This is a genomic window from Amycolatopsis sp. NPDC051045, assembly GCF_040682955.1.
GTDB lineage: Bacteria > Actinomycetota > Actinomycetes > Mycobacteriales > Pseudonocardiaceae > Amycolatopsis.
The window spans coordinates 824,686-848,884 of record NZ_JBFBCC010000001.1 but is presented as its reverse complement, the minus strand read 5'-3'; the positions used below and the strand labels follow the sequence as shown (position 1 = coordinate 848,884).

The window sequence follows — 24,199 nt, the reverse complement described above, 5'->3', positions numbered from 1 at the left end:
CCGAACCTAACCGGTGCGGCCGGTGGCGGGCGTCACGGTGACGAGGGAATCCCGGTCCCCAGTTCGGGGGACCGGAAGCCCTCAGTGGCTCAGGGGACGAGGAACTTTCGCAGGTGGGCGACCACTTCGCCGGGCTGTTCCTCGGCCAGGAAGTGCCCGCACTCGGCGAGGGCCTCGCCGGTGACGTCGTTCGCGTACTCCCGCCAGATCTCGAGGGCGGGCAGGGAGGCGAGCAGGCCGTTCGCGCCCCAGAGCGCGAGAAGTGGCTGGGTGAGGCGCTTCCCGGCGTCGAAGTCGGCGTCGTCGAGCTCGGCGTCGTCGGGGAAGGAGGCGCGGTAGTCGTCGAAGCCGGCCCTGAGCGCTCCGGGCTGGGAGAAGGCGCGGACGTACTCGGCCTGGGCGTCGGCGTCCAGGCTGTGCCGCTGGTAGGTCCAGCGTTCGAAGAACCAGCCGAGGTAGGCGGCGATGTTCTGGCCGGCCAGCAGCTCCGGCAGGTCGGGCTGGAGGTGGAAGAGCCAGTGCCAGGAGGACTTCGCGACGACGTCGAGCCGCTGCCACATCGCGCGGGTCGGCACGATGTCGAGCACGGCGAGGCGGTCGACCTGGTCCGGGCGGTCGAGGGCCCAGCGGTGGGCGACGCGCCCGCCGCGGTCGTGCCCGGCGACGGCGGTCTTCGGGAAGCCGAGGTGGTCGGCGAGGGCGGCGACGTCGGCGGCCATCGTGCGCTTGTCGTAGCCGGATTTCGGTTTGTCCGTGCGGCCGTAGCCGCGCAGGTCGGGGGCGATCACGGTGTGCGTCTCGGCCAGCGGCGCGAGGACCTTGTGCCAGCAGTGCGACGTCTGCGGCCACCCGTGCAGCAGGAACAGCGGCGGGCCGTCGCCGGCCCGGAGGTAGTGCATGCGGATGCCGTTCACGGTGGCCGTGTTTTCTAACCGGTTCATGGGGTTAGACGGTAGCGCCGCTTCTAACTATCTTCAAGGGTTAGGATGGCGCCATGGAATGGGTCTTCGACGGCGGACGGCCGTGCCTCGACCTCGTCAACACGATGCGCAGCCGGCACGAGGGCGGGGTGGAGCTGCTGACCGGCCCGGACGCGCTGGCCGAATGGCTTTCGCTGGCCGGGTTCACGACGGGCCCGGTGCCGGTGACGGCGGGGAACGTGCTGGCGGCGAAGGCGCTGCGGGAGGCGATCGACCGGGTGCTGCTGCCGCCCGAGGTGCCGGAGAAGATGGACATCGACCTGGTCAACAACGCGGCCGCGTCGGCGCCGGCACCCCCACCGCGCCTGGCGCTGGTGGACGGCGTGCTGAGGCGCGAAGTCCCGGCCCCGAAGGATCCGGTGGCGGCGGCGTTCGCGGCCTTGGCCGCGGACGCGATCGATCTGGCGACGAGCGACGCGGACGTGCGCATCTGCGCGGCGGACGACTGCGGCCAGCGGTTTTGCGACGCCTCGCCCCGGCGGAACCGGCAGTGGTGCTCGATGGCGCGGTGCGGGAACCGGGCGAAGGCCCGAGCCCACTACGCGCGCACGGTCAACCGCGACTGAACGATCCCGGGCCGTCTCCCCGCACCAACGCCCGATACGCCCGCGGGTGCGCGCGGAACCACACGTTGAGCTGCCCGACCCACCGCATCAGCGCCGTCCGCAGCCAGGCCGGGATCGGCGTGCTCACGAGGCGCACGCACGCCGTGAACCGGTCGAACCGCCGCTGGTCCCCTTCCGTCCACTGTAGACCGAGCAGCGCGCGGAACGAAGGCGGCAGCGTCGCCCGGATCAAGAACAGCTGCAGGTCCCCGACCGGCCGCCACCACGAATCCCGCAGCCACCGCACCGGTTTCCGCGCCGTCCGGATGGTTTCGAAGAGCGTGTGGATGGTCGGGTTCGCCGAAAACCCGGAGACCATCGAGTCGTAGTAACGCTCGAACGCCGCCCAGTCCGGCGGCAGATCGCGCTCACGCACCCCGAGCAGCCGCCCGATGTCGCACATCTGCGCGTAGTACTCCTCGAGCTCTGGACCCGACAGCGGAACCCCGAAGAACCGTTGTGCATCAACGGGAGCCTTCACCAGAGTCGCGTGCACCCACGCGTACGCCGCAGGATCGAGTGCGCTGTACCGCCGTCCGTCCGAAACGCCCGTGAACGACCGATGCAAGGACCGCAACCGAGCGGCTTCCACGCGCGCGCCGGCGGCACCGCCGTAGACGTAGATCGACAGCGACGCGACCGTCCGCGTCAGCCGCGTCCACGGATCCGACGTGTAGTCCGAGTGGTCCCGCACGCCCGCCGCGACGACCGGGTGCGCCACCTGCAGCACCAGCACCTGCCCGGCCAGCAGCGCGGCGCGGAAGTCGCCGAAGTACTTCCACGCCGCCGTGCCGCGGACGATCGGCGGGGCCATTTCAGGCGTGGGCCCCGCGGATCAGCATCATCAGCGGCTCGGCCACCGGGGTGTCGGTGTCGCCGGTGGCCAGCCGTCGCAGCTGCAGCCCGGCGATCAGCGCCACCACCGGCCCGGCCAGCCGCCGTGGCTCCGGCACGCCCAGCGCTTCGAGGATCGTCACGGCCAGTTCGTCGTACGCCGCGAAGCAGCGCGAAGAAGCTTCGTGCAGCCCGGGATCCCGCGCGGACTGGAGGTAGAGCTCGTGCGCGCCGAGTTCGTCGGCGCCGAACGGCAGCTGGGTGATCACGTGCTCGACGATCGACGCGGCCTGCTCGACACTCAAGCCGTCCGCGCGGTAGCCGTCGACGATCGCGCCGAGCTTCGCGGTCTCCTCCTCGACGAACAGCAGCATCGCCTCGCGCAGCAACGCCGTCTGGCTCGGGAAGTGGTAGGTCAGCGTGCCGAGCGAGACGCCGGCCGCGGCGACGATCCGGCGGTTCGTCAGGCCGCCGACCCCGTGCTCCCCGACGACCGTCAGCGCGCCGCGCAGGATGGCGTCCCGGGTGCTTACCAGCTTGTCGCGGGATGCCGTTCCGGCCACCGTTCGACCTCTTCCAGTTGCGCGGCGAGGGAGATCAGCCGCTCCTCGGCGTGCGACGGGCCGAGCAGCTGCGCGCCGAGCGGCAGCCCGTCCGCCGTCTGCCCGGCCGGGACGTTGACCCCGGGCCAGCCCAGCACGTTCCACGGCCAAGCGTACGGGCAGGCGGCGATCATGGCCTGGTCGGTCTCCCAGCCGGACAGCCCGTCGAACGTGCCGATCGCCGGTGGCGGGGTCGCGGTGGTCGGGGTGAGCAGGACGTCGACGCGGCCGAACACCGAGCCGATCCGCCGGTGCAGGCCCGGCTCGAGGGCGCGGGCGAGCCGCAGCGCGGGGCCGGCCAGCAGGCGGCCGTGGCCGGCGTTGCTGCGCGTGCGCGGGTCGAGCCCGGCCCGGTCGGGCACCCGCAGCGTCCAGTCGCGCACGCCGCTCAGCGAGCGCGGCAGGAACGTCAGCCCGATCAACCCGTAGTCCGGTTCGACCTCGACGATCTCGTGTCCCAGCCCGGCGAGCGACTCGGCGAGCCGCCGCACGTTCGCTTCGACGACGGGGTCGAGCCGGGTCTTCGTGGCGGTGAACGGGATCCGCGTCGACAGCCCGATCCGCAGCCGGCCGGGCTCGCGGGTCGCGGCGGCCCGGAAGGTGCTGCCGGTGCCGGCCGCCGCGTCGAGCAGCAGGGCGGCGTCTTCGACCGTGCGGGCGAGCGGGCCGAGGACGGTCAGGCCGTGGAACAGCTCGCCGTCGGTGGGGATCCGGCCGCGCTGGGTCTTGATGCCGACGAGCCCGGTCCACGCGGCGGGGATCCGCACCGAACCGGCGCCGTCGGAACCGAGCGCGGCCGCGATGACCCCCGACGCCACCGCGGCCGCGCTCCCGCCCGAAGAACCCCCGGGGGTGTGGCCGGGGTGCCACGGGTTGCGCGTCACGCCGAAGGCCGGGCCCTCGGTGAACGGCCACTGGCCCAGCTCGGGCGTGTTCGTCTTGCCGATGATCACAGCTCCGGCTTCGCGCAGCAGCGCGACGGCGGGCGAGTCCGACGTCGCGACCGGGAACTCGCCGAGGCAGCCGAAGGACGTGGGCAGGCCGGTGAGGTCGACGTCGTCCTTGATCGCGATCGGCACGCCGAGCAGAGGTTGGCGGTCCCCGTCTTTCAAACGCTGGTCCGCTTCGGCCGCTTCGGCGCGGGCCTCCTCGTCGCGCAGGTGGCGGAAGGCGTTGAGGGTGGGCTGGCTCGCGTGGGCGCGCCCGAGCGCGGCGGCGGTCAGCTCGGCCGAGGTGACCTCGCCCGCGGCGAGCTGCGCGGACTGGGCGGCGAGGCCCGTGAAGTCGAGGCTCGTAGCGGTCATGGCGGCCCCCGGAGGTTCTCGTTCGTTCGAACGAACGTTACCGGATACCGCCGGTCTCCGGCTATCCCCGATCGCTCCCCAGGCGACCTTCGGTGCGTCTGACGCAACCAAGGCCACCTCGGGGCGCTCTAGAGTGGGCGGAAAGCCGAGCCTGGAGGGCCGATGACGTTCGACTTCGCCGGATTCCCCGATGCCGCGCTGGCCGCGATCCCCCGCGTCGACCTGGGCGGCTGGCCGACCCCGCTGCACGAGGCACCCCGGCTCGGCGAAGCCCTCGGCCTGCCGAACCTCCTGCTCAAGCGCGATGACGTGCACCCGCTCGGTGCGGGCGGCAACAAGCTCCGCAAGCTGGAATACCACCTCGGCGCCGCCCGGGAAGCGGGCGCGGACACCGTGATCACCTTCGGCGCGCTCCAGACCAACCACGGCCGCCAGACCGCCGCCGCGTGCGCGAAGCTCGGCCTGCGCTGCGAACTCGTGCTCACCGCCAAGGTCCCGCGCGACGGCGAGGCGTACGAAAGCGGCGGCAATCTCCCGCTCGACCGGCTCTTCGGCGCGACCGTCCACATCTGTGCCGACGGCGAGGAAACCGGCCGCACCTACGACCGCCTGGTCGCCGAAGCCGCCGCCGACGGCCGGAAGGTCGCGACGATCCCCGTCGGCGGCTCCAACGACCTCGGTGCCCTCGGCTACGTCCGCGCCACCCACGAGCTGGCCCGCCAGCTCGCCGACCGCGGCATCGAGCGGGCCCACCTCGTCGTCCCGCACGCCAGCGGCGGCACCGCGGCCGGGGTGGCGCTGGCCACCGCGCTGCTCGGCGGCCTCGGCGTCGGCATCGCGTGCGTCAGCCACCCGCTCGACGAGGCCACGGAGAACCTGCGCGAACTGACTACCGGCGCGGCGAAGCTGCTGGGCGTCGAACCGCCGTCGCTCGACCACGTCCGGCTGGGCGATTCCACGCTCGGCCCCGGCTACGGCATCCCGACCGACGCGGTCTGGAACGCGCTACGGCTTTTCGGCCGCACCGAGGGCGTCGTGCTCGATCCGGTCTACACCGGCAAGGTGGCCGCCGCGCTGGTCGAATGGGCGGGCCACTTCGCCCCGGACGACCACGTGGTGTTCCTGCACACCGGCGGCATGCCCGGCCTGTACGGCTACGCGCCCGAATTCGCGGCGGCCGTCGAAGGCTGATTCGAGCCGGGGCGCCAGCTGCAGCAGCGTCAGCAGCAGGACGACGTCGGCGAGCAGCAGCAGCCGCTGCATGACCCCGATCGGGAAACCGTCGGAGATCTCGCGGAACGGCTCGATCCCGGCCTCGCTCAGCCGCACGAAGACGAAGCTCAGGGCGAACAGCGCGAACGCCCCCGCGGTCAGCCGGATCGCCCGGACCAGCGCGACCCGTTCGGGGTGGCCCTTCAGCGGTTCCAGCAGCGAAAACGCGGCGCCGGGCAGGCTGCAGAACGCCACCAGGCACGCGTAGAGGTGGATTTCGCCGCTGACCGGGTCCGGCGCCTCGGGGTAGCTGGCCGGGAAGATCGCGGCCGCCGCCATCCCGAGCGACCACAACGTGAGCAGCAGCCGGGTCGTCCGCGACAGCGGCACGCCGGCGACCTGCAGCGCGCCGAGGACCGCGAGCGACCCGATGGCCAGCGAGAGCACGCTCGCCCCGAGCATCCCTTCGCCGCGGTCGGTCACGGTGTAGCTCGACAGCGTGTCGTACACCGGGTTGCGCGAGCTGATGATGTGCAGCACCACGGCCGTGAACAGCCCCCACCCGATCGCGCCCAGCGCGACCAGCCGCCACGGTCTCGTGCGGTTCCCCGCTTCCGTCCCCATGGCATCCAGGGTCTCGGGAAACGCGCCGCCCGTGATCAGGGAAGACCCTGAATAACCCCCGAATTGAAATCGACCAGGACAAGGGCTTGGTCGTCGTGCCGCTTCGGCCGGGGCCAGCGTTCGCCGTCCGGGTCCTGCTTCTCCGCGGTGCGGACGGCGTCCAGCACGGCGTCGGGCCCGTCGGCGCGGGTGACCGCGAGGACCTCGCGCCAGCCGAACAGCTCGTACTGGTCGACGCCGATGGAAACGCCGTCGCTGGCGAGCAGCACGGCGTCGACGTCGGCGCGCCGCCAGCTGCGCCGGACCGCGTGCACGGCGGCGTCCGGCTCGGCTTCGGCGACCCAGAAGCCGTCGTGGGCGTTGCGCCGGCGCCGGACGTCGGCGCCGGTCTGGAGCATCCCGCACCGCCGCAGCCCCGCGAGCCGGTCGTCCGAGACGACGTCGACCCCGAAGCCGCCGAAGCCGATCACCGGGCTGTCGGCCAGCACGAGCGCGTCGACGCGGTCTTCGAGCCAGCGCACGGCCGCGACCGTGCTCGACGGCGATCGCTGCGGCCGCAGGCGGTGCTCCGCCGTGACCGCGGCGATCGCGCCGGCCAGGACGTCGGTCAGGTCGGCTTCGGGGGCCGCGCGGAGGTCGTCGGCGAGGCGCCTCGCCAGCCGTTCCGCGTACCAGCCGCCGGGGGGTTGCGAGGGGTCCGATGAGGTGGCGCCGTCGAGGACGAGCACCGCGTTGTCCAGCACGACGACGTGGTCCTCGGTGGGGCGTGGGTGGCCGTCGGCGCCCACCCCGGCCCGCTCGGCGATCGCGATCTCGGGCATCACCCGACTGTACGGCGCTCCGGCGGCGGCTTCACGCTGAGCGCGTCAACTTCGGTTGACAAGGAACAGGCGTCAACGTAGGTTGACAAGCATGACGGAAGCGACGGATTTGGCCGCCCGGGCGGGTGACCGCGATCCCCGGGTGGGGCTGCGCGCGGTCGCCGCGCTCCGGCGGCTGCTGGAACAACTGGAGGCCGTGCAGGTCCGCAGCGCGCGGGTGCACGGCTGGTCGTGGCAGGAGATCGCCGCCGAGCTGGGGGTCAGCCGGCAGGCCGTGCACAAGAAGTACGGGAGGCACTGATGTTCGAGAGGTTCACGGCCGACGCGCGGATGGCGGTCGTCGAGGCGCAGATCGTGGCGCGGGAGTCCGGTTCGGTGGAGATCGGACCGGCCCACCTGCTCGCCGGGCTGGTGAAAACGGGCGTCCAGGTGCTCGCCGAGCTGGGCGTGTCCACCGACGACATCGCCGCCGAGCTGGCGCGGACCCGCCGCCGCGGCGGCGTGAGCGACGCCGACGCCGAGGCGCTCACCGAGTTCGGCATCGACGTCGAGCAGATCGTCGAACGCGTCGAGCAGACGCACGGTGAAGGAGCGCTGGCCGGGCGGCTCGGCCCGGCCAAGCGCGGGCACATCCCCTTCACCGCCCAGTCGAAGAAGACCTGGGAACTGAGCCTCAAGGAAGCGGTCCGGCTGGGGGACAAGCACCTCGGCCAGGAGCACATCCTGCTGGCGCTGGCCCAGCAGCGCGGCACCGACGACGTGCTCGCCCGGCGCGGCGCCGACTACCTCACGCTGCGCCGGGCCGTGCAGCAGCGCAAGGCGGGTTAGTGCACGGCCTGCTGTTCTTCGCGCTGCGGTTCGCGCCACACGACCAGCGGCAGCAGCGCGTGGGTGAGCGGGCCGATCGTGAGGGCGTAGAGCACGGTGCCGAACCCGAGGGTGCCGCCGAGCGCGAACCCGGCGATCACCACGGTGATCTCGATCCCGGTGCGCACCAGCCGGACCGACCGGCCGGTGCGCGCCGCGAGCCCGGTCATCAGGCCGTCGCGGGCACCGGGGCCCAGCCGGGCGCCGACGTAGGTGGCGGTCGCGAAGCCGTTCAGCGCGACCCCGCCGGCCAGGAGCGCGATCTGCCAGCCGAGGTCGTGCTGCTCCGGCAGGACGGCCCGGACCAGGTCGACGGTCACCGAAATGACCACGACGTTCGCGACCGTGCCGATGCCGGGCCGCTGGCGCAGCGGAATCCACAGCAGCAGCACGGCCACCGAGATCACGCCGGTCGCCGTGCCGAAGGTCAGCCCGGTGTGCTTCATGACGCCTTCGGCCAGCACGCCCCAGGGTTCGAGGCCCAGGTGCGCGCGGGTGAGCATGGCGACGCTGGTGCCGTAGAGGGCGAGGCCCGCGAGCAGCTGGACACTGCGCCGGGCGGGGTCACGGGTGATCCGGACGGGCCGGAGATCGATCTGAGCCACGGTTCCACTATCGGGGGTAAGTGGTCTGGTAAACCATAGCCAATTCCGGGATATTGGTCTTATGGAACCTCTGATCCCGCTGGGTGGACGCATCTCTGGTCCGCGATTGGCCGTCATGCTGGGCTCGTGGCGGCAGGGCGGCTCCCGGCACGGGGCCGCGGACCTGGCCGCGGCGATCGAGCTGCAGGTACTGGACGGCCAGCTCTCGCTGGGCACCCGGTTGCCCGCCGAGCGGGAACTGGCCGACGCGCTCGGGGCGAGCCGGACGCTGATCGGCGCGGCGCTGGACCGGTTGCGGGACAACGGGTTCGTCGCGAGCCGCCGGGGCGCCGGTTCGTGGATCACCGCGCCCGGGCGGCGGCGCCGCGACACGGTCGTCCCGGACGGCGACGACCTGATCGACTTCGCCCACGCGTCGCCGTCGGCCACGCCGGGCATGATCGCGGCGGTCGACGCCGCGCGCTGCGCCCTCGTGGAGCACCTCGGGCAGCACGGGTACCAGGAGCGGGGCCTGCTCGGCCTGCGGGAGAAGATCGCCCGGCGGTACTGCGAGCGCGGGCTGCCGACGACGGCCGGGCAGATCATGGTCACCAACGGCGCGCACCACGCGTTCGTGCTGGTCCTGCGGATGCTGACCGGGCCGGGCGACCGGGTGCTGGTGGAGCAGCCGACCTACCCGAACGCGCTGGAGGCGATCCGGGCCGCGCACGCCATCCCGGTGCCGGTGGCGCTCGACCCGGCCGGCGCCCGCGGCTGGGACATCGCCGGCATCGACGCGGCGTTGCGCCAGGCGTCCCCGCGCCTGGCCTACCTCGTGGTCGACTTCCAGAACCCGACCGGTCTGCGCCTGGACGCCGCGGGCCGCGAACGGCTCGGCGCGGTCCTCGCCCGGGCGCGGACGCCGGTGGTGGTGGACGAGACGCTGGTCGAGCTGGACCTCGAGGGGGACCCGCTGGACGGGCCGCCGCCGCTGGCCGCGTTCGCGGGCGACCTGGCGATCTGCGTCGGCTCGGCGTCGAAGTCCCACTGGGGCGGCCTGCGCCTGGGCTGGATCCGCGCGTCGGAGGACCTGCTCGGCCGCCTGGTTTCGGCGCGCTACGCGGTGGACCTCGGCTCGCCGATCTTCGAGCAGGTGGTGTTCTCCGAGCTGCTGGAGGCCGACGGCTGGGCCGCACTGGCCCGTCGCCGCGAAGAGCTGCGCGGCAACCGCGACGCGCTGGCGGGCGCGGTGAAGTGGCACCTGCCGGACTGGACGTTCACGCTCCCGAAGGGCGGGTTGTCGCTGTGGTGCCGGATGGCGGAACCGGTGAGCTCCCGGCTGGCGGTGGCGGCGGCGAGCCACGGGATCCAGGTGGCCCCGGGCTCCCGCTTCGGCGTCCACGGCGGCATGGAGCGCTGGATCCGCCTGCCGTTCGCCTTGCCGCCGGAGAAGATCCACGAAGCGATCCGCCGCCTGAGCGCGGCGGCGGCGTCGGTTCGGGCGACGCCGGCCTCGCTGGACGCCCCCATCGCATGAACGAACCGGTGCGCTGGATGCGAGCCTGCTCCCAGGGATGGGCGGCGTTCATGTGCATCCAGCGCACCGGTTCGTCATTCCACACACCCGCTCACGGACGTGACCCCGTTCGCGGGTACCGCGGCTTCCCGGCACCGCCCCTCAACGTGCCGGGAAGCCGGCGGCTCAGGTGCGCTCTCGGTACTGCGAGTCCTCGCTCGGCGCGGTGAGCAAGGGCTCCCGGAACGCACCCGGTGTGGGTCCCGGCGCCGCGGGGGCAGCGCGGCGCCGGGACCGGGATCCGACCCGGCCGGGCGCGGTCGGCCGGTCGGAAAGACTGGGTCCGTCGGGAAGACGGTGGGTTCGCATGGGTTTCGCCCCTGGGGGTACGTCGGACGCGCCAAGGCGTCGCGAGACGTGAAAGAACCACGGATCACGTACTGGAGCAGGGGAAACGTCACGCCTCAACGGCGTGCGGGTGCGCCTGGATGATCTTGATTTGGACGCACTTGTCCCCGGCTGCCCGGTTCGGGGTCAGTCGGGGGAGGTGGTGGGCAGGGCGGCTTCCCTGCCTGCGCCGTCGACCTCGTGGTCTCGGCTGGTGCCGATCAGCTTGAGCTGCGTGGTGGTGACGTCGTCGGTGTGGACGGCGAAAGCGTTGCGGGCGCCGCCGGAACCGTCGTGGCCCGGAGCGGCGGTGGGGGCCGGCGCGCTCGGGGCGGTGGTACCGCCGGGGAGGCCGGGGGTGGAGTCGCCGCCACCGCCGTTGCGAGCGTGGGTCCCGGAGTCGCGCGGCTGGTCCTGGACCACCGGAAGCGGCTGCGTGTGCCGGACGACCAGGTGTGCGACCGGGATCCGGGTGGTCTGTTGCTGCTGCTGCGCCGCGTCGGAGACCGCGACCGGGACGGTCTCGGCGACCGTGGCGGGCACCTGCGTGACGACGGCGGGGACGCCGAGCACGACCGCGGTGACGCCGCCGGAGTTGGAGCCGCCGCTGAGCACCGGGCCCAGGATGTCGTCGAGGGGCAGCAGCGCGGGCGCGCCGGGGTAGCCCGCGGACGGCTGGGTGAGCGGCGCGAGCACGGTGTGGGAGAGCGTGTCCGTGACGACGTCGAGCGTGCCCGTGACGGTGGCGAGCGTCCCGCCGACCACGTCGAAGACGCCGCCGACGAGGCCGCCGAGCAGGTCGCCGCCGGCGGAGGTGGCCTTCGTGGACGCTTCGGCGGCCGAGGTGTCCTTTGTGGTCCCGGTGGCTCCGCTGACGGTGTCGAGGGTGCCGCTGACGAGGCCGCCGAGCAGGTTGCCGCTGGAGGAGGTGGCCTTCGGTGCTTCGGTGGGCGAGCTGTCCGAGGAGGCGACCTTTGCGGGTTCCGGGGTGGCCGAGGTGTCCTTTGTGGTCCCGGTGGCTCCGCTGACGGTGTCGAGGGTGCCGCTGACGAGGCCGCCGAGCAGGTTGCCGCCGGAGGAAGTGGTCTCCGGGTCCTCGGTGGCCGAGGTGTCCTTGCCGTCCTTTGTGGTCCCGGACGCAGCGGGCGGTTCGTCGGCCTGCTGCTGCGTCTCGTCCTCGGCGTTGTCGATCTTCGGCCGCTCCGCGCACTTGGCGGCGCCGGTCTCGTGGTGGCTCTTGCGGTGCCGTTCGTGCAGAACCGGTTTCGCGGCATGGTCCACAGTGGAAACCGCGGGCGCTTCGGGGCACCTCGGCTCGCCGGCCGCCGACGCGGTGCTGCCGGACAGCGCGGCGCCGAGCAGCCAGCCCGCGAGGGTCAGGCCACCGGCGACCAGGATCTTGGCGGCGGGCCGCTGCAGGGACGCCACCCACGGGCGTGGTGCGCGTACGCGCGCGTGCGAGGCGGTTTCACCCGTGGTGAGCACGGGCTGGGTGAGCGCAGGACGAGCGGGAGCGCCGCGGCGCACGTTCGCCGTGCTGCTCACCGCCACCACCACCGTCCGCGCCTGAGGCTCTCGCCACACCCGCTCGAGCCTGTTCTTGCTGGGTCTTTCTCCGGCCAGGTCGCAGTTCCCCCGGGGCTGCACTCTTTCTAGCACCGCTCGGGAGTCTTTCATCTCTCCCGCGTTCTATCCAGCCCGTGAGGCGCACCGGCCCGACCGCGCAAGGTATCTGCCGCCGACAAGTTGATCACTCTGAGTGCCGTTCGGGTGTTCGCCTGCAGCCATTCGGCGGAATCCTGCAAGTTGCACACTTGGCGGCTGACCTGATGTTTCCGCACTCCCGATCGCAATCCGTGCCGATTCGATTTCCCTCGGTACGCACACCGCCGCCCCGGCCAAGTGACCGGATCGACACCCGGAACGGGGACGACGACTGGGCCGAACGGGTTCCTCGACCGGCTTCGGTTGTCCTGCGCCGAAACCGCTTGGCTCGAACCGACCCCGGATCCGGCTGCGGTCCGTGATCACGAAACGGCCGGTCCGGCGTTCCCGCGAGGCGTCACGCGCGCCGGGAGGCCGCCAGGCGGAGCGCCGCGCCGCGAACTCTTCCGCGGCCCCCGCGGCCGTCACCGGCGGAGTTCGACTTGATCGCGGACAGTGACGAGATGCGTGAGCCAGTGGTGGACGCGCTGCCCGGCCGGTCCGGCCCGGCCGCCTCCGCCGAGACGAAGCTCCTCCGCCGGTGCCGTCGCGGAAATCGTCTACTGAGCCGGGCGGTGGACGTCAGACCAGTTTGCGCAACCGGGTGATGGCCTCGTCGATGACCTCGTTGCGCTTGCAGAACGCGAAACGCAGCAGGTGTTTCCACTCGTCCGGGTGATCGGTGAACACCTTCACGGGCACCGCGGCGACCCCGACCCGGCCCGGCAGTTCCCACGCCAGATCGGCGGCGTCGGTGAAGCCGAGCGGCCGCACGTCGACGCAGACGAAGTACGTGCCCGCCGTCGGCCGCACGGCGAACCCGGCGTCCGCGAGACCGGTCGAAAGCCGGTCACGCTTTTCCTGCAGCGAATCGCGCAGCCCGTCGACCCAAGGCAGCTCGTGGTCGAGCGCGTACGCCACGGCCGGCTGCAGCGGGCCGCCCGACACGAAGGTGATGAACTGCTTCGCCGCCTTCACCGCCGCGACGAGCTCCGGCGTCGAGCAGACCCAGCCGATCTTCCAGCCGGTGCAGTTGAACGTCTTCCCGGCGCTCGAGATGCTCACCGTCCGCGGCCGCATGCCGGGCAGGGTGACCAGCGGGATGTGCTCGACTCCGCTGGACACGTCGAAGACCAGGTGCTCGTAGACCTCGTCCGTGACGGCGATCAGGTCGTGCTCGACGCACAGGGCGGCCAGCGCCTCCAGTTCGGCACGGGTGAACACCGTGCCGGTCGGGTTGTGCGGCGAGTTGACCAGGATCGCCCTGGTCCGCGGCGTGACGGCGGCGCGCAGGCCGTCGACGTCGAGGGCGAAGCGACCGTCCGGGCCCTCGACCAGCCCGACGACCCGGCGCTCGGCGCCCGCCATCGCGACCGCGGCGGCGTAGGAGTCGTAGTAGGGCTCGATGACGATGACCTCGTCACCGGGCTCGGTCAGGGCCAACAACGCTGCCGCAATGGCCTCGGTGGCGCCTGCGGTGACCAGGATCTCGGTGTCCGGGTCGTACTCGGTGCCGTACCGCTGCCGGTGCCGCGCGATCGCGGCCCGCAGCTCCGGCCGGCCGAGCCCCGGCGGGTACTGGTTGGCCCCGCCGAACAGCGCGTTCTTCGCCGCTTCGAGCATCCCGGCCGGGCCGTCGGTGTCCGGGAAGCCCTGGCCGAGGTTCACCGCGTCGTGCCGGACGGCCAGCGCCGTCATCTCGGCGAAGATGGTCGAGGTGAACGGCCGGAGGCGGGGGACGAGAGCAGGTTCGCGCACGATCAGCCATCCTCACGGACAATGGGGATGTGGAGCAACTGACCCCCGCCAAGGTGACCCCGGCCGACCCGCCGGGCGGCGCAGCCGGTGAAGCGGAAAAAGCGCGCGCGCTGCGCAAGATGAAGCTCGTCGCGCTGTCGTTCCTGCTCGGTGCCACCGTCGTGTTCCTGCTGACCAGCTGGGCGCAGGCGAACGGCTGGCCGGGCTGGGTGGGTTACGTGCGCGCCGCGGCCGAGGCCGGCATGGTCGGCGCGCTGGCCGACTGGTTCGCCGTCACGGCGCTGTTCCGGCACCCGCTCGGGCTGAAGATCCCGCACACGGCGATCATCCCGAACAAGAAGGACGCGCTGGGCAGCAGCCTCGGCGACTTCGTCGGATCGAACTTCCTGTCCGAGGAGGTCGTGCGCGACAAGCTCAAGCGCGTCGAGCTCGCGCGGCGGCTCGGGGGCTGGCTCGCGGAGCCGGACAACGCCGAGCGCGTGACGTCCGAGCTGGCCACGGTGGTCCGCGCCGCCGTGAAGGTGCTCCGCGACGAAGACATCCAGGCGATCATGGAGCAGGCCGTCGCGCGGCGGATCATCGACAAGCCGTGGGGCCCGCCGCTGGGCAAGATCCTCCAGGGCGTGTTCGCCGACGGCGCGCACCACAAGCTCGTGGACCTGATGTGCGACCGCGCCTACGAGTGGGTGCGCGACAACCACACGACGATGCTGCGGGTGGTGTCCGACCGGGCGCCGAGCTGGTCGCCGAAGTTCGTCGACGAGATGCTGGCGGACAAGGTCTACGGCGAGGTGCTGTCCTTCGTGTGGGCGGTGAAGACCGACGTCAACCACCCGATGCGGCTGGCGCTGGACAAGTTCCTCGGCGAGTTCGCCCAGGACCTGCAGACCGACCCCGACGTGATGGCCCGCGCCGAGCAGGTGAAGGGCCAGATCGTGCACCACGACGAGGTGCAGCGGCTGATCGGCTCGGCGTGGAGCACGGCGAAGGAGATGCTGCTCACCGCGGCCGAGGACCCCTCGAGCGAGCTGCGCCGGCGCGTCCGGCTCGGGCTCACCTCGCTCGGGCAGCGGCTGATCACCGACGACCAGTTGCGCGAAAAGGCCGACGGCTGGGTCGAGGGGGCCGCGGCGTACCTCGTGAAGAACTACTCACGGGAGATCACCACGATCATCACCGACACGGTCGAACGGTGGGACGCCGAGGAGACGTCCCGCAAGATCGAGCTCCAGGTGGGCCGCGACCTGCAGTTCATCCGGATCAACGGCACCGTCGTGGGTGCACTCGCCGGGCTCGTCATCTACGCCGTCGCGGAGCTGCTGTTCTGAGCAGCCGGTTCATATACCACAGCCGGGGGCGCTTCAAACCAGTTGTCCACAGGAAGCTGAGTTATCCCCCGGGTTATCCACAGGTTTTCACGGTGATGGCCTAACGGCTGTCCACAACGTGTGGGGGCCGGGCGGTCCCGGCCGTGGATATGTGGGGCATCGTCCCCGAGTTGTCCACAACCGTTCGAGGGTCCGCCGCCCGGCTGAGGGCGCTCAGCCCGCCGCGGCGCGGGCGCGCCAGCCCCGCGCCTTCTCGCGGTTGCCACACACGCGCATCGAGCACCACGTGCGCGAGCGGTTGCGCGACTCGTCGTAGAACGCCCAGAGGCAGGTGTCGGCGGGGCAGATCTTCAGCCGGATCCAGTCGCCGCGCACGACCAGCCGCGCGCAGGCCGCGAAGACCGCGCCGACGACGTCGTCCGCGACGAGCGCCGGCCCGTCGGCGGTGAGGGAGATCCGGGTGCCGACGTCGACGCTGCCGCCGGGCAGCCGCGGGTCGCCGATCGCCGCGCGCAGGGCGTCCCGCGCCGCGCGGGCCTCGGCGGCCGGATTGGCCGCCAACGCGTGCGAAGCCGCCCACCCACGCCACTGCCCGGCATCTTCGAGCAGGTCGGTGCCCTCTTCGACGTTGACCGTGTTGAGGAACTCCACCACGAGGGAGGCGTCGGTGTGCACCTACCGAGTGTACGGCGGACGGTGGTTGCCCCCGACGCTGCTAACCCACATAATCGCTTCGATGGTTACTCATGATCGAAGGGAGCGACGATGAGTGCGGTACCGACGCTGGGTGTGGTGGCGCTCGACTGCCCCGACCCGGTGGCCTTGGCCGAGTTCTACCGGGCGGTGCTGGAGTGGGACGCGCCCGAGGTGACCGAAGACGGGCACTGGGTGACGCTGGCCAACCCGCAGGGCGGCGCGGGCATCGCCTTCCAGCGGGTGCCCGACTACCGGCCGCCGGCGTGGCCGTCCGCGGAAAACCCGCAGCAGATGCACCTGGACCTGAACGTTACGGACCTGGAAGCGGCGCACGAGCGCGTGCTCGGCCTGGGGGCGAAGCTGCTGGACGACGAGCCGAAGACGTTCCGCGTCTACGCCGATCCGGTGGGGCATCCGTTCTGCCTCTGCGCCTGCTGACGCGTTTTTGCGTAGTCTCGGCGGTGTGATTTGTCCGAAGTGTCAAAACCAGATGCGCACCGTGGCCAAGAACGGCGTCCACATCGACCAGTGCGACGGCTGCCGCGGGATCTTCCTCGACCGCGGTGAGCTCGAAGCGATCGTCGGTGCGGAGAGTTCGTTCTACGGCCACCAGCCGCCGTCGTACCAGGGTGGTCACGGCCGCCCCGACTCCCCGCGGCCCTACCGCGGCGGTCACCCGGATTCGCCCAAGGCGTACCGCGGCGGTCACCCGGATTCGCCGAAGGCGTACCGCGGGGGGCATGCGGACTCACCGCGGCCGCACCGCGGGTACTCGGATTCGCCGCGTCCGTACGGGCAGGGGCACCGCAAGCGCAGCTTCCTCGAGAACCTCTTCGACTGAGATGAGTCTCGACCTGCGGATCTGCCCGGCGTGCGGCGAGCTGGCGGACCGCCCGGTCGTGGCGGGCTCCGTCATCACGTGCACGAAGTGCGGGCACGAGTGGCCGTTCCGGAAGCTGCCGCTGTTCGCGCTGACCGGCCCGAGCGGTGCCGGCAAGTCGACGATGGGGCCGCTGCTGGCCGAGCGGTTCGCCGGTGACGTCGTGCTGCTGGAGCAGGACACCCTCTGGATCGGTGCCCTGCGCGACGACGTCGCGGCGTTCCGCTCGGTCTGGCTGCGGATGGCGGCGGTGCTGCACCAGAACGGCCGCCCGGTCGTGCTGTGCGGGACGGTGGCGCCTCCGGAATTCGAGCCGCTGCCGGAGCGCGCGTTCTTCAGCGACATCCACTACCTGGCGCTGGTCGGCTCCCCTTCGTCGTTGCGGGCCCGGCTGCGGGCGCGTCCGGCGTGGCGGGAGTGGGACGAGCCGCGGATCGAGGAGATGCTGGAGTTCAACGACTGGCTGCGGAGGTCGGCCCCCGAGCTCGGCGTCGACCTGTTCGACACCACCGAGGCATCGCCGGAGGAGACGGCCGATCACGTGGAGAAGTGGATCCGCGCGCGGCTGCCCTAGTGCCCTAGTGCCCTAGTGCAAGGGCCAGGTGCGGCCGTCGGGGGAGTCGAGCCAGAACTCCTGGCGGTCGCCGGTCACCGTCACGCCGAACCGGTCGCGTTCCGGCTTGCCCAGCTCGCACCAGTCGACGTAGGCCGCCTCGGCGAGCTCCCACAACGCACGCGGGCCGCCTTGGGCCACCTCGTCCGCGCCGCCGCGCTTGCGGTGGCGGACCCACGAGCCGTCCGGGTGGACCAGCGCGACGCCCGGTGCGTCGTCGTCGCCGCCTTCGCGCACCGACCGGACGCCGGGCAGCGCCAGCCCGGCGAAGAACTCGAACTGCTTGCGGGGCTGCAGCACCGTCGACATCGGCAGCCGCGTCTGCTCCCAGTCCCCGCGCGACGGCATCGGCAGCGGCCCCGCCTCCGGCAGCCGGTGCGCGCGAAGCGGCATGAACCGGCCGTCGCGCGCGAGGACGCGGCCCTGTGCGGTGCCGTCCTCGCCCACGACGAGCCGGACCAGCCCGGCGCCGATCGGGCGGTTCAGCGTCGTCACGATCAGCCCGCCCGGCGCGGTCTGCGCCAGCCAAGCCTGCGGGATCGACGACACCGCAGCCGTGCACAGCACCCGGTCGAAGATCGTCCCGGCCGGAAAGCCGAGCGCGCCGTCGCCCACCGCGCACGCCGGGTGGTGGCCGGCCGCGGCCAGCCGCTCGCGCGCCGCCGCGACGATCATCGGATCGATGTCCACTGAGGACACGCGGCCGGCCCCGCAGCGGTGGCTCAGCAGGGCGGCGTTGTACCCGGTGCCGGTGCCGATCTCGAGCACGCACTGCCCGTCGCGCACCCGCAGCTCCTCGAGCATGATCGCCATGATCGACGGCATGCTCGAAGAGCTCGTGGGTGTGCCCGTCACTGGGCCGCTGCGCCGGGCGAACTCCCAGCGGTCCGGGTCGTCGTCGAGCTGCGTCACCAGCACGTCCCGGGAGTAGACCGTCTCCAGCCAGCCCGGATCGCCGCGGTCGACCGCCGCCCACAGCCCGCCCGTCGGTACGAAGAACCGCGGCAGGAAGACGTGGCGGGGCACCGTGCGGAAGGCGGCGATCCACTCCGGGGCGTGCAGGACGTCCTCGTCGAGCAGGTGCTCGACGAGGCGTCGCCGCAGCCGGGCCGAGCGCGTCATGGGACCACGGTAGCGGTGAGCACCACCACACCCGATAGTTGCAAGCAGAGTGCTTGCAATAGCTAGCACCTCCGCGTACCGTCGAAGGTGTCGCGAGGAGGTGACCGGATGGCAGAAACCGGTGGGACATCAGGATCCGGAAGTCCCATGGAGAAGGTCGCGGACATCGCTTCCGACATCGGCGAGTACATCCGCCAGCAGCGCAACACCGCGAAGATCTCGTTGCGCCAGCTGTCGAAGCTCGCCGGCGTGTCCAACCCGTACTTGAGCCAGATCGAGCGCGGGGTCCGCAAGCCCAGCGCGGAGATCCTGCAGCAGATCGCCAAGGGCCTGCGCATTTCGGCGGAAGCGCTGTACGTGCAGGCCGGGATCCTCGACCTGCCGACGGGTGGGCCGGTGGGCGACGCGATCCGCGCCGACGCCGAGCTGACCGAACGGCAGAAGCAGGTCCTGCTCGACGTCTACGAGTCCTTCCGCCGGGAGAACGCCGCGGCACGGCCGGCCGCCGGGTCCGCTCCCGCCACGGACACCCCAGACACCCCAGCCGCAGATACCAAGGAGTCAGCATGACCACCCCCAAGACCGAAGACGTCAAGAAGGCCGTCACCACCGCCCTCGACCAGGTCCGCACCCCGCTGCTCGCCGCGCTCGGCGCCGGCAACCTGGCCACCCACGCCGTCACCGACGCCGTGGCGAAGGCCAAGGAGAACGTGACCAAGAGCGGCGAGGTCGCCCGCAAGAACCTGCAGGAGCTGCCGACCGACGTCGAGAGCCTCCGCGAGAAGCTGGACCCGGCCGAGCTGCGCAAGGTCATCGACGAGTACACCGAGGCCGCGCTCAAGCTGTACAACAAGCTGGCCGAGTCCGGTGAGCAGGCGTGGGACAAGCTCGCCACGCAGCCGCAGGTCAAGAAGGCCATCGAGCAGCTCGAAGAGGCCCTGACCACCGCGCAGGGCCAGGTCGAGGGCGTGACCACCGAGGTCCGCGAGCGCGTCGACGGCGTGCTGGCCAAGGTGACCAAGCGCACCCGCTCGGCCGGCGAGAAGACCGCCCGCAAGGTGACCGAGGTCGCCGGCGACACCGCCGACGCCATCGAGGAGCTGGGTGACGACGTCGCCCACGAGACCCGCTCGGCCAGCCGCAAGGTCGCGAACAAGACGGCCCCGAAGACGGCTGCCCCGGCCCGCCGCACGACCACGGCGACGACCACCACCGGTGCCGCCGCGAAGAAGCCGGCCGCGCCGAAGACCGACAAGTGACATCGCCGTGAACACCCGGCCCCGTCACCGGACCTCCGGTGGCGGGGCCGGGGTCGTTCGGGCGGTTTGCCGTAAGCTGTCGCTGTGCTAGTCGCCATCTGGATCCTCAATGTCATCCACTGGGGCAGCGCGCTGGTCGGGCTCTTCGCCTTCGTGCACGCGCTGCTCCAGCGCGCCGACGCGTACTCCGCGGCCGACCGCAAGACCAAGCCCATCTGGATGCTGATCACCGGTGGCGCGACGCTCGCCATGGTGCTGTTCCCCGTGATGGGCCCCGGGATGATCTTCTACGTGCCCGCCATGGCCGCGGCCCTCGTCTACATCGTGGACGTCCGCCCGAAGCTGATCGAAGTCCAGCGCGGCGGCTCCAGCTGGTGAGCTCCTTCCCGTCCCCGCCCGTGGTGGCGGGGGCGCTGTTTTAATGGGGACGTGACCTGGACGATCGCCGGGAGCCTCACCGTCGTTCCCGCCCCCACGCGTACTGACCTGCTCGCCGAGCCGGTGGCCAAGGCCCTGGCCTCGCTCGCCGACCCGGACGCCGTCGGCGTCACCGAGATCGACCCGTCGCTCGCCGACACCGCCGCCTTCTGCGAGGCCTACGGCTCGCCGCTCGAGGCGTCCGCGAACTGCGTCGTCGTCGCCGGCAAGCGGGCGGGCGAAGTCCGCTTCGCGGCCGCGCTCGTGCTCGCGACCACCCGCGCCGACGTCAACGGCGTCATCAAGCGCCGCCTCGACGTCCGCAAGGCGTCGTTCGCGCCGATGGACGAAGCCGTCTCGCTGACCGGGATGGAGTACGGCGGCATCACGCCGGTCGGCCTGCCCGCCGAATGGCCCATCCTGCTCGACCGCCGCGTCGCCGACGCACCCGAGCTCGTCATCGGCAGCGGGATCCGCGGCAGCAAGCTGCTGATCTCCGGCGCCGCACTGGCCGCCTTGCCCGGCGCGGAGGTCGTCGAGGACCTCGCCCGGTGACGTCCGTCTGGCTCTGGTACCTGACCGGTGCCGACATCGACTCGCTCGGTGTCACGGACGCGGACATCGTCGGCGCGGTCGAGGACGTGCTCGCCGACCACGGCCGCGGTCAGGTCGTCTTCGAGCCGCGGACGCACCTCGTCCCGGACAACGGCGGCAAGGGCCACTTCAACATCCTCCGCGGGCACCTGTCCTCGAAGCAGGTCAGTGGCGTGAAGGTCGTCGGTGACTTCGTGGGGAACTTCGAACGGGGCCTCCCATCGGAAATGGCGTTGATCCTGCTGCTCGACCCGGACACCGGCATGCCGCGGGCCATCGTCGACGGCACGATGATCACCGAGGCCCGCACCGGCGCGATGACCGCCGTCGGCGCGAAGTACCTGGCCCGCCCGGATGCCCGGGTGCTCGGGCACATCGGCGCCCGCGGTACCGCCTGGTGGAACGTCGTGCTGCTGGACTCCTTGTTCGACTTCGCCGAGATCCGCGTGACCAGCAAGCGCCCGGAGTCTCGCGAGGACTTCGGCCGCCGGCTGTCCGAGCGGCTCGGCAAGGACGTCCGCGTCTGCGCCACGGCCGAGGAGACCCTGGACGGCGCGGACATCCAGGTCGAGGCCTCCCGGCTCGTCGAACCCGAGGCGCTGGTGCGCCGCGAGTTCCTCCGGCCGGGCACCTTCCTGGTGCCCTACGGCACGATCAGCGCGCTCGAGCTCACGCTGCTCGACGACATCGACAAGGTCGTCGTCGACGACTGGCGCGAATCACGGTCCGGCAACCCGCGGTTCGGCGCCCTGCGCCCGCAGCTCAACGCCGGCCTCCTCACCGCGGACGGGGTCCACGCCGAGATCGGCGACATCGTGGCGGGCAGCAAACCCGGCCGCGAGCACGACGCCGAACGGATCCTGTTCTGGCACCGCGGACTGTCCACAACGGACGTCGCGGTGGCGAACATGATCCTCACCCGTGCCGAGGCTTCCGGCGTCGGCACCATGCTGCCCTACCGATGATCGTCTCCGACAGCGAGTTCGCCGACAGTGAACGGTTGGTTCTGGACAAACCGCTGGTAGAGGCCCTGACGCGGCGCCGGAAAGAGCTCTTGACAGCGCTCGCGGAGCGGGAAAAGCCGGTCTACGGCGTCAACACCGGGATGGGCCGCCTCGCGGGGGTCGCCCTCGATCCGCGGCAACAGGCGGAACACCAGCGCAACCTGCTGATCGGCCGCGCCGTCGGCGGGCCGCCGTGGCTGCCGCCCGAGGACGTCCGCGCGCTGCTCGTCGTCCGGTTGCGCGACTTCCTGCGGCCGTGGTCGGGGGTGAGCCCGGAGCTGGTGCAGTTCCTGGTGGACCGCTTGAACGACGGCTTCACGCCCGCGGTCCCGCGCTTCGGCCTCGGCAGCTCGGGCGAGATCATCGCGCTGTCGCACGCTTTTCAGACGTTCCTCGGCATCGGGACGGTCCTGGAGGACGGCGTCGAAGTGCCGGCCGCATCGGCGCTCGCTGCGCGCGGTGTCACGCCTTACGTCCTTGGGCCGAAGGAAGGCGCTTCGCTGCTTCAGGGCTCTCCGCTGGCGGTGATGTACGCGGAGCGCGGCTGGACCGAGACCCAGCAGCTCATCGACCTCCAGACGCTCGCCGCGGCGATGGCGATCGACGTGCTCGGCGCGCCGCGCGAGGTCTTCTCGCCGGTCATGGCGGGCGGCGACGATCACCTGCGAACGTTGCTGCACGAGCTGATGGAGCTGGTGGGCATCGGTCCGGTGCGGCCCGGCGTGGTGCAGGCCCCGCTTTCGGTGCGGGTCGCGCCGCGGGCGCTCGCGCACGCTTCCCGCGTCACCAGCGATTTGCGGGAAACCCGGCGACGCTGGGAGACGATGCCCGGTGATTCGCCTTCCTTCATCGATGGTTCGTTCGTGCCGGGGACCGGTTATCACGCGGTCGACCTGGGCCTGCGGATGGACGCGGTGACGGCCGCGCTGGTGCACCTCGGCGAACTCTCGGTGCAGCGGACGCACCGCCTGCTGGACGAGCGGTTCAGCGGCTTGCCGGCGCAGCTCACGACCGATCCGGGGCCACAGGCGGGATTGGTCCCGCTGCACAAGCGAGCGGCGGGCGAACTGCACGCGCTGCGCCGGCTCGCGGCACCGGCGACGCTCGGTTCGATCGACACCTCGGCCGGTCAGGAGGACGTGCAAGCGTTTGCGGGGGCGGCCGGCGAGCAATTGCGTTCGGCGGCTTCCCACCTTTTCGCGATCACGGCGTGCGAGCTGATCACGGCGTCCCAGGCCCGGCACTTGGCCGACGGCGATGGCGTACCGGGGCTTCGCGCGGCTTACGGGTGGGTGCGGTCGGTGGTGCCGCCGCTGGACGCGGACCGCCCGCTCGGTCCCGAGGTCGAGCGCCTGATCGCGGCTTGCCGGGCGAGTTCCTTCAACGACTTGGCGACGCTCACCTGAAACCCGCCGATTTCGGGCCGGGTAAAGGAATCCACCGGGTTGTCCACAGGCTGGCCCAGATGTGGACAACCGGCCGCCGGGCACCGCCGAAACGGACAGCCGGGCCGGGCGGGGCGCTACGTTCGTCGGTGTGCGCCCTCCGGGGACGCGGACCCCGGGGAAGGAGGGATACGACGGCGGGTCCGCGTGAAGGTGAGGGTGCGGGCATACGGGCGGAAGCCCAGATCGCGATAGAGAGGGAGGGCACCCACGGATTTCGGATGACCGATCACCGGGTACGCGACGGCTTCGCGAGCGCCGGCGTGGTGGGCCGCGTGCAGCGCGGCGAGGCACACCGCGCGGGCGAGCCCCGTCCGACGGAACTCCGGCAAGGTTCCGACGGGCTCCAGCTCGCCGACGGCATTGCGGTCGTCGAGCCAGATCAGGCACTGGGCGGCGAACCGGCCGTCGGGTGCTTCCACGACCCAGTCCAGCCGGCCCCGGTACGGCCAGGCGGCCATGACGGTGCGGTAGCTCGATTCGGTCACCCTCGACGGGTGCCAGACCACACGGTGCACCGCTACGCGGCGAGCCAGATCGTCCGGACCGACCGGCCGGACCGTGAACCCACCGGGCACCACCGGTTCGGGCAGATCCACGAGGAGGCGAGAGAGGTACGACTGGAAAACGGGACTTTCCTGAAGCGCGTAGCCGCTTCGCTCCAGCGCGGCGATGACATGCTTCTCGGCGTCGAGCACGGTGACAGCGAGCTCGGCTGCCGGGGCGGTGTCTTCGAACCAGCCGAGCACCTCGGACGCGAGTTGGGGGCGCGCCGGATCCACGAGCAGCGTCAGTTCACCGGGTAGTGAAATCCAGCCCCACGCGACGACTTCGCCGCCCGCTTCCCACAGCACGGTCGGCCACTCGGCTTCCCGGCCGGCGTGCTGGAACCGCTGCCACGCGAGATCCTCGACGTGCAGCGAACTCGCCTTCGACCAGATCCGCTGGGCCAGGCTCTGCATGGCCCGCAGGTCGGCCGGACCGGTGTAGCTGCGGCGCTTGACGACGGACATGGGCAGAATCGTCCTGCGCCGCACCGGCCT

At 71.8% G+C, this 24,199-nt stretch carries 26 protein-coding genes and 1 pseudogene; 15 read left to right on the top strand and 12 right to left on the bottom strand.

All coding sequences use genetic code 11. From position 1 onward, the window contains the following. Positions 1-89 precede the first annotated feature (89 nt). A complete protein-coding gene (locus AB0M80_RS04055; RefSeq protein ID WP_364558462.1) occupies positions 90-941 on the bottom strand; it encodes an alpha/beta hydrolase in 852 nt (283 codons plus the stop codon). Between the two features lie 53 nt (positions 942-994). On the opposite strand from AB0M80_RS04055, the gene AB0M80_RS04050 reads away from it, so the two are divergent. After that, positions 995-1,546 (top strand): CGNR zinc finger domain-containing protein, encoded by a 552-nt coding sequence (locus tag AB0M80_RS04050; RefSeq protein WP_364558459.1) that lies wholly within the window; start codon positions 995-997, stop codon positions 1,544-1,546. On the opposite strand, the gene AB0M80_RS04045 is transcribed toward AB0M80_RS04050, so the two are convergent. The 3 genes from AB0M80_RS04045 to AB0M80_RS04035 are packed head-to-tail and all read right to left on the bottom strand — an operon-like array spanning position 1,533 to position 4,325. After that, on the bottom strand, positions 1,533-2,399 hold the full coding sequence (locus tag AB0M80_RS04045; protein WP_364558457.1) for an oxygenase MpaB family protein: 867 nt from the start codon (positions 2,397-2,399) through the stop codon (positions 1,533-1,535). The two genes, AB0M80_RS04050 and AB0M80_RS04045, sit on opposite strands and share 14 nt — an antisense overlap. A gap of 1 nt (position 2,400) precedes the next feature. Continuing rightward, positions 2,401-2,982: a TetR family transcriptional regulator gene (locus AB0M80_RS04040; protein WP_364558454.1), complete on the bottom strand. Its 582-nt coding sequence runs from the start codon at positions 2,980-2,982 to the stop codon at positions 2,401-2,403. Beyond that, positions 2,949-4,325: an amidase gene (locus AB0M80_RS04035; RefSeq protein ID WP_364558452.1), complete on the bottom strand. Its 1,377-nt coding sequence runs from the start codon at positions 4,323-4,325 to the stop codon at positions 2,949-2,951. The genes AB0M80_RS04040 and AB0M80_RS04035 overlap by 34 nt, the downstream gene beginning before the upstream one ends. Before the next feature lie 162 nt (positions 4,326-4,487). Between AB0M80_RS04035 and AB0M80_RS04030 the strand changes: the two genes are divergently transcribed. Next, on the top strand, positions 4,488-5,516 hold the full coding sequence (locus AB0M80_RS04030; protein WP_364558449.1) for a D-cysteine desulfhydrase family protein: 1,029 nt from the start codon (positions 4,488-4,490) through the stop codon (positions 5,514-5,516). 84 nt (positions 5,517-5,600) lie between these two features. Here the strand turns inward: AB0M80_RS04030 and AB0M80_RS04025 are convergent. Beyond that, positions 5,601-6,161, bottom strand: a pseudogene (locus tag AB0M80_RS04025) (DUF998 domain-containing protein); the annotation flags it as partial. Positions 6,162-6,196: 35 nt separating this feature from the next. Next, a complete protein-coding gene (locus tag AB0M80_RS04020) occupies positions 6,197-6,982 on the bottom strand; it encodes a protein phosphatase 2C domain-containing protein (RefSeq protein ID WP_364558446.1) in 786 nt (261 codons plus the stop codon). Positions 6,983-7,073: 91 nt separating this feature from the next. On the opposite strand from AB0M80_RS04020, the gene AB0M80_RS04015 reads away from it, so the two are divergent. Together AB0M80_RS04015 and AB0M80_RS04010 are read left to right on the top strand one after the other, a co-directional pair. Then, positions 7,074-7,283: a sigma factor-like helix-turn-helix DNA-binding protein gene (locus AB0M80_RS04015; RefSeq protein WP_004559389.1), complete on the top strand. Its 210-nt coding sequence runs from the start codon at positions 7,074-7,076 to the stop codon at positions 7,281-7,283. Beyond that, on the top strand, positions 7,283-7,810 hold the full coding sequence (locus tag AB0M80_RS04010) for a Clp protease N-terminal domain-containing protein (protein WP_364558443.1): 528 nt from the start codon (positions 7,283-7,285) through the stop codon (positions 7,808-7,810). Before AB0M80_RS04015 ends, AB0M80_RS04010 begins: the two co-directional genes overlap by 1 nt. Here the strand turns inward: AB0M80_RS04010 and AB0M80_RS04005 are convergent. After that, positions 7,807-8,454: a hypothetical protein gene (locus tag AB0M80_RS04005; protein ID WP_364558440.1), complete on the bottom strand. Its 648-nt coding sequence runs from the start codon at positions 8,452-8,454 to the stop codon at positions 7,807-7,809. The genes AB0M80_RS04010 and AB0M80_RS04005 overlap by 4 nt on opposite strands. 61 nt (positions 8,455-8,515) lie before the next feature. Here AB0M80_RS04005 and AB0M80_RS04000 point away from each other — a divergent pair, with 61 nt between their 5' ends. Continuing rightward, positions 8,516-9,970 carry a PLP-dependent aminotransferase family protein gene (locus tag AB0M80_RS04000; RefSeq protein WP_364558437.1) on the top strand — a complete coding sequence of 485 codons (1,455 nt, stop codon included), beginning with the start codon at positions 8,516-8,518 and terminating at the stop codon, positions 9,968-9,970. A 513-nt stretch (positions 9,971-10,483) separates the two neighbouring features. Here AB0M80_RS04000 and AB0M80_RS03995 read toward each other — a convergent pair. Together AB0M80_RS03995 and AB0M80_RS03990 are read right to left on the bottom strand one after the other, a co-directional pair. Next, entirely contained in the window at positions 10,484-11,881 is a 1,398-nt protein-coding gene (locus AB0M80_RS03995; protein WP_364558434.1) for a hypothetical protein, read from the bottom strand. Between the two features lie 741 nt (positions 11,882-12,622). Next, positions 12,623-13,798, bottom strand: coding sequence for a pyridoxal phosphate-dependent aminotransferase (locus AB0M80_RS03990; protein WP_364558431.1), 1,176 nt, complete (start codon positions 13,796-13,798; stop codon positions 12,623-12,625). Positions 13,799-13,827: 29 nt separating this feature from the next. Between AB0M80_RS03990 and AB0M80_RS03985 the strand changes: the two genes are divergently transcribed. Next, complete coding sequence (locus AB0M80_RS03985; protein ID WP_364558428.1) at positions 13,828-15,126, top strand: DUF445 domain-containing protein; 1,299 nt, start codon at positions 13,828-13,830, stop codon at positions 15,124-15,126. 213 nt (positions 15,127-15,339) lie between these two features. Here the strand turns inward: AB0M80_RS03985 and AB0M80_RS03980 are convergent, their stop codons facing one another. Then, positions 15,340-15,801, bottom strand: a complete 462-nt coding sequence (locus tag AB0M80_RS03980; RefSeq protein ID WP_364558425.1) for a CGNR zinc finger domain-containing protein — start codon at positions 15,799-15,801, stop codon at positions 15,340-15,342. Positions 15,802-15,891: 90 nt separating this feature from the next. Here AB0M80_RS03980 and AB0M80_RS03975 point away from each other — a divergent pair, with 90 nt between their 5' ends. The 3 genes from AB0M80_RS03975 to AB0M80_RS03965 are packed head-to-tail and all read left to right on the top strand — an operon-like array spanning position 15,892 to position 17,276. Then, a complete protein-coding gene (locus AB0M80_RS03975) occupies positions 15,892-16,260 on the top strand; it encodes a VOC family protein (RefSeq protein ID WP_364558423.1) in 369 nt (122 codons plus the stop codon). A gap of 7 nt (positions 16,261-16,267) precedes the next feature. Continuing rightward, complete coding sequence (locus tag AB0M80_RS03970) at positions 16,268-16,663, top strand: zf-TFIIB domain-containing protein (RefSeq protein ID WP_364558420.1); 396 nt, start codon at positions 16,268-16,270, stop codon at positions 16,661-16,663. A 1-nt stretch (position 16,664) separates the two neighbouring features. Further along, positions 16,665-17,276 (top strand): AAA family ATPase, encoded by a 612-nt coding sequence (locus tag AB0M80_RS03965; RefSeq protein WP_364558417.1) that lies wholly within the window; start codon positions 16,665-16,667, stop codon positions 17,274-17,276. 12 nt (positions 17,277-17,288) lie between these two features. Here AB0M80_RS03965 and AB0M80_RS03960 read toward each other — a convergent pair whose 3' ends face one another. Further along, positions 17,289-18,437 carry a methyltransferase domain-containing protein gene (locus AB0M80_RS03960; protein WP_364558414.1) on the bottom strand — a complete coding sequence of 383 codons (1,149 nt, stop codon included), beginning with the start codon at positions 18,435-18,437 and terminating at the stop codon, positions 17,289-17,291. A gap of 147 nt (positions 18,438-18,584) precedes the next feature. On the opposite strand from AB0M80_RS03960, the gene AB0M80_RS03955 reads away from it, so the two are divergent. From AB0M80_RS03955 to AB0M80_RS03930, 6 genes are all read left to right on the top strand, one after another. Further along, a complete protein-coding gene (locus tag AB0M80_RS03955; RefSeq protein WP_364558411.1) occupies positions 18,585-19,007 on the top strand; it encodes a helix-turn-helix transcriptional regulator in 423 nt (140 codons plus the stop codon). Next, the gene (locus AB0M80_RS03950) at positions 19,004-19,696 is read left to right on the top strand and encodes a hypothetical protein (RefSeq protein ID WP_364558409.1); all 693 of its coding nucleotides are present in this window, start codon (positions 19,004-19,006) and stop codon (positions 19,694-19,696) included. Before AB0M80_RS03955 ends, AB0M80_RS03950 begins: the two co-directional genes overlap by 4 nt. A gap of 84 nt (positions 19,697-19,780) precedes the next feature. Beyond that, positions 19,781-20,074, top strand: coding sequence for a DUF2516 family protein (locus AB0M80_RS03945; protein ID WP_013222364.1), 294 nt, complete (start codon positions 19,781-19,783; stop codon positions 20,072-20,074). A 51-nt stretch (positions 20,075-20,125) separates the two neighbouring features. After that, on the top strand, positions 20,126-20,668 hold the full coding sequence (locus AB0M80_RS03940) for a YbaK/EbsC family protein (RefSeq protein ID WP_364558406.1): 543 nt from the start codon (positions 20,126-20,128) through the stop codon (positions 20,666-20,668). Continuing rightward, positions 20,665-21,672 carry an ornithine cyclodeaminase family protein gene (locus AB0M80_RS03935; RefSeq protein WP_364558403.1) on the top strand — a complete coding sequence of 336 codons (1,008 nt, stop codon included), beginning with the start codon at positions 20,665-20,667 and terminating at the stop codon, positions 21,670-21,672. Before AB0M80_RS03940 ends, AB0M80_RS03935 begins: the two co-directional genes overlap by 4 nt. After that, positions 21,669-23,117 carry an aromatic amino acid lyase gene (locus AB0M80_RS03930; RefSeq protein ID WP_364558401.1) on the top strand — a complete coding sequence of 483 codons (1,449 nt, stop codon included), beginning with the start codon at positions 21,669-21,671 and terminating at the stop codon, positions 23,115-23,117. Before AB0M80_RS03935 ends, AB0M80_RS03930 begins: the two co-directional genes overlap by 4 nt. A gap of 116 nt (positions 23,118-23,233) precedes the next feature. Here AB0M80_RS03930 and AB0M80_RS03925 read toward each other — a convergent pair whose 3' ends face one another. Continuing rightward, positions 23,234-24,193, bottom strand: coding sequence for a GNAT family N-acetyltransferase (locus AB0M80_RS03925; RefSeq protein ID WP_364558398.1), 960 nt, complete (start codon positions 24,191-24,193; stop codon positions 23,234-23,236). Positions 24,194-24,199: the final 6 nt, after the last annotated feature.

Bases quoted from the DNA above. Each gene is read 5' to 3' on its own strand.
- AB0M80_RS04055 (WP_364558462.1), bottom strand. From the start codon at position 941: ATGAACCGGTTAGAAAACACGGCCACCGTGAACGGCATCCGCATGCAC.
- AB0M80_RS04050 (WP_364558459.1), top strand. From the start codon at position 995: ATGGAATGGGTCTTCGACGGCGGACGGCCGTGCCTCGACCTCGTCAAC.
- AB0M80_RS04045 (WP_364558457.1), bottom strand. From the start codon at position 2,399: ATGGCCCCGCCGATCGTCCGCGGCACGGCGGCGTGGAAGTACTTCGGC.
- AB0M80_RS04035 (WP_364558452.1), bottom strand. From the start codon at position 4,325: ATGACCGCTACGAGCCTCGACTTCACGGGCCTCGCCGCCCAGTCCGCG.
- AB0M80_RS04030 (WP_364558449.1), top strand. From the start codon at position 4,488: ATGACGTTCGACTTCGCCGGATTCCCCGATGCCGCGCTGGCCGCGATC.
- AB0M80_RS04020 (WP_364558446.1), bottom strand. From the start codon at position 6,982: ATGCCCGAGATCGCGATCGCCGAGCGGGCCGGGGTGGGCGCCGACGGC.
- AB0M80_RS04015 (WP_004559389.1), top strand. From the start codon at position 7,074: ATGACGGAAGCGACGGATTTGGCCGCCCGGGCGGGTGACCGCGATCCC.
- AB0M80_RS04010 (WP_364558443.1), top strand. From the start codon at position 7,283: ATGTTCGAGAGGTTCACGGCCGACGCGCGGATGGCGGTCGTCGAGGCG.
- AB0M80_RS04000 (WP_364558437.1), top strand. From the start codon at position 8,516: ATGGAACCTCTGATCCCGCTGGGTGGACGCATCTCTGGTCCGCGATTG.
- AB0M80_RS03975 (WP_364558423.1), top strand. From the start codon at position 15,892: ATGAGTGCGGTACCGACGCTGGGTGTGGTGGCGCTCGACTGCCCCGAC.
- AB0M80_RS03965 (WP_364558417.1), top strand. From the start codon at position 16,665: ATGAGTCTCGACCTGCGGATCTGCCCGGCGTGCGGCGAGCTGGCGGAC.
- AB0M80_RS03960 (WP_364558414.1), bottom strand. From the start codon at position 18,437: ATGACGCGCTCGGCCCGGCTGCGGCGACGCCTCGTCGAGCACCTGCTC.
- AB0M80_RS03955 (WP_364558411.1), top strand. From the start codon at position 18,585: ATGGAGAAGGTCGCGGACATCGCTTCCGACATCGGCGAGTACATCCGC.
- AB0M80_RS03950 (WP_364558409.1), top strand. From the start codon at position 19,004: ATGACCACCCCCAAGACCGAAGACGTCAAGAAGGCCGTCACCACCGCC.
- AB0M80_RS03930 (WP_364558401.1), top strand. From the start codon at position 21,669: ATGATCGTCTCCGACAGCGAGTTCGCCGACAGTGAACGGTTGGTTCTG.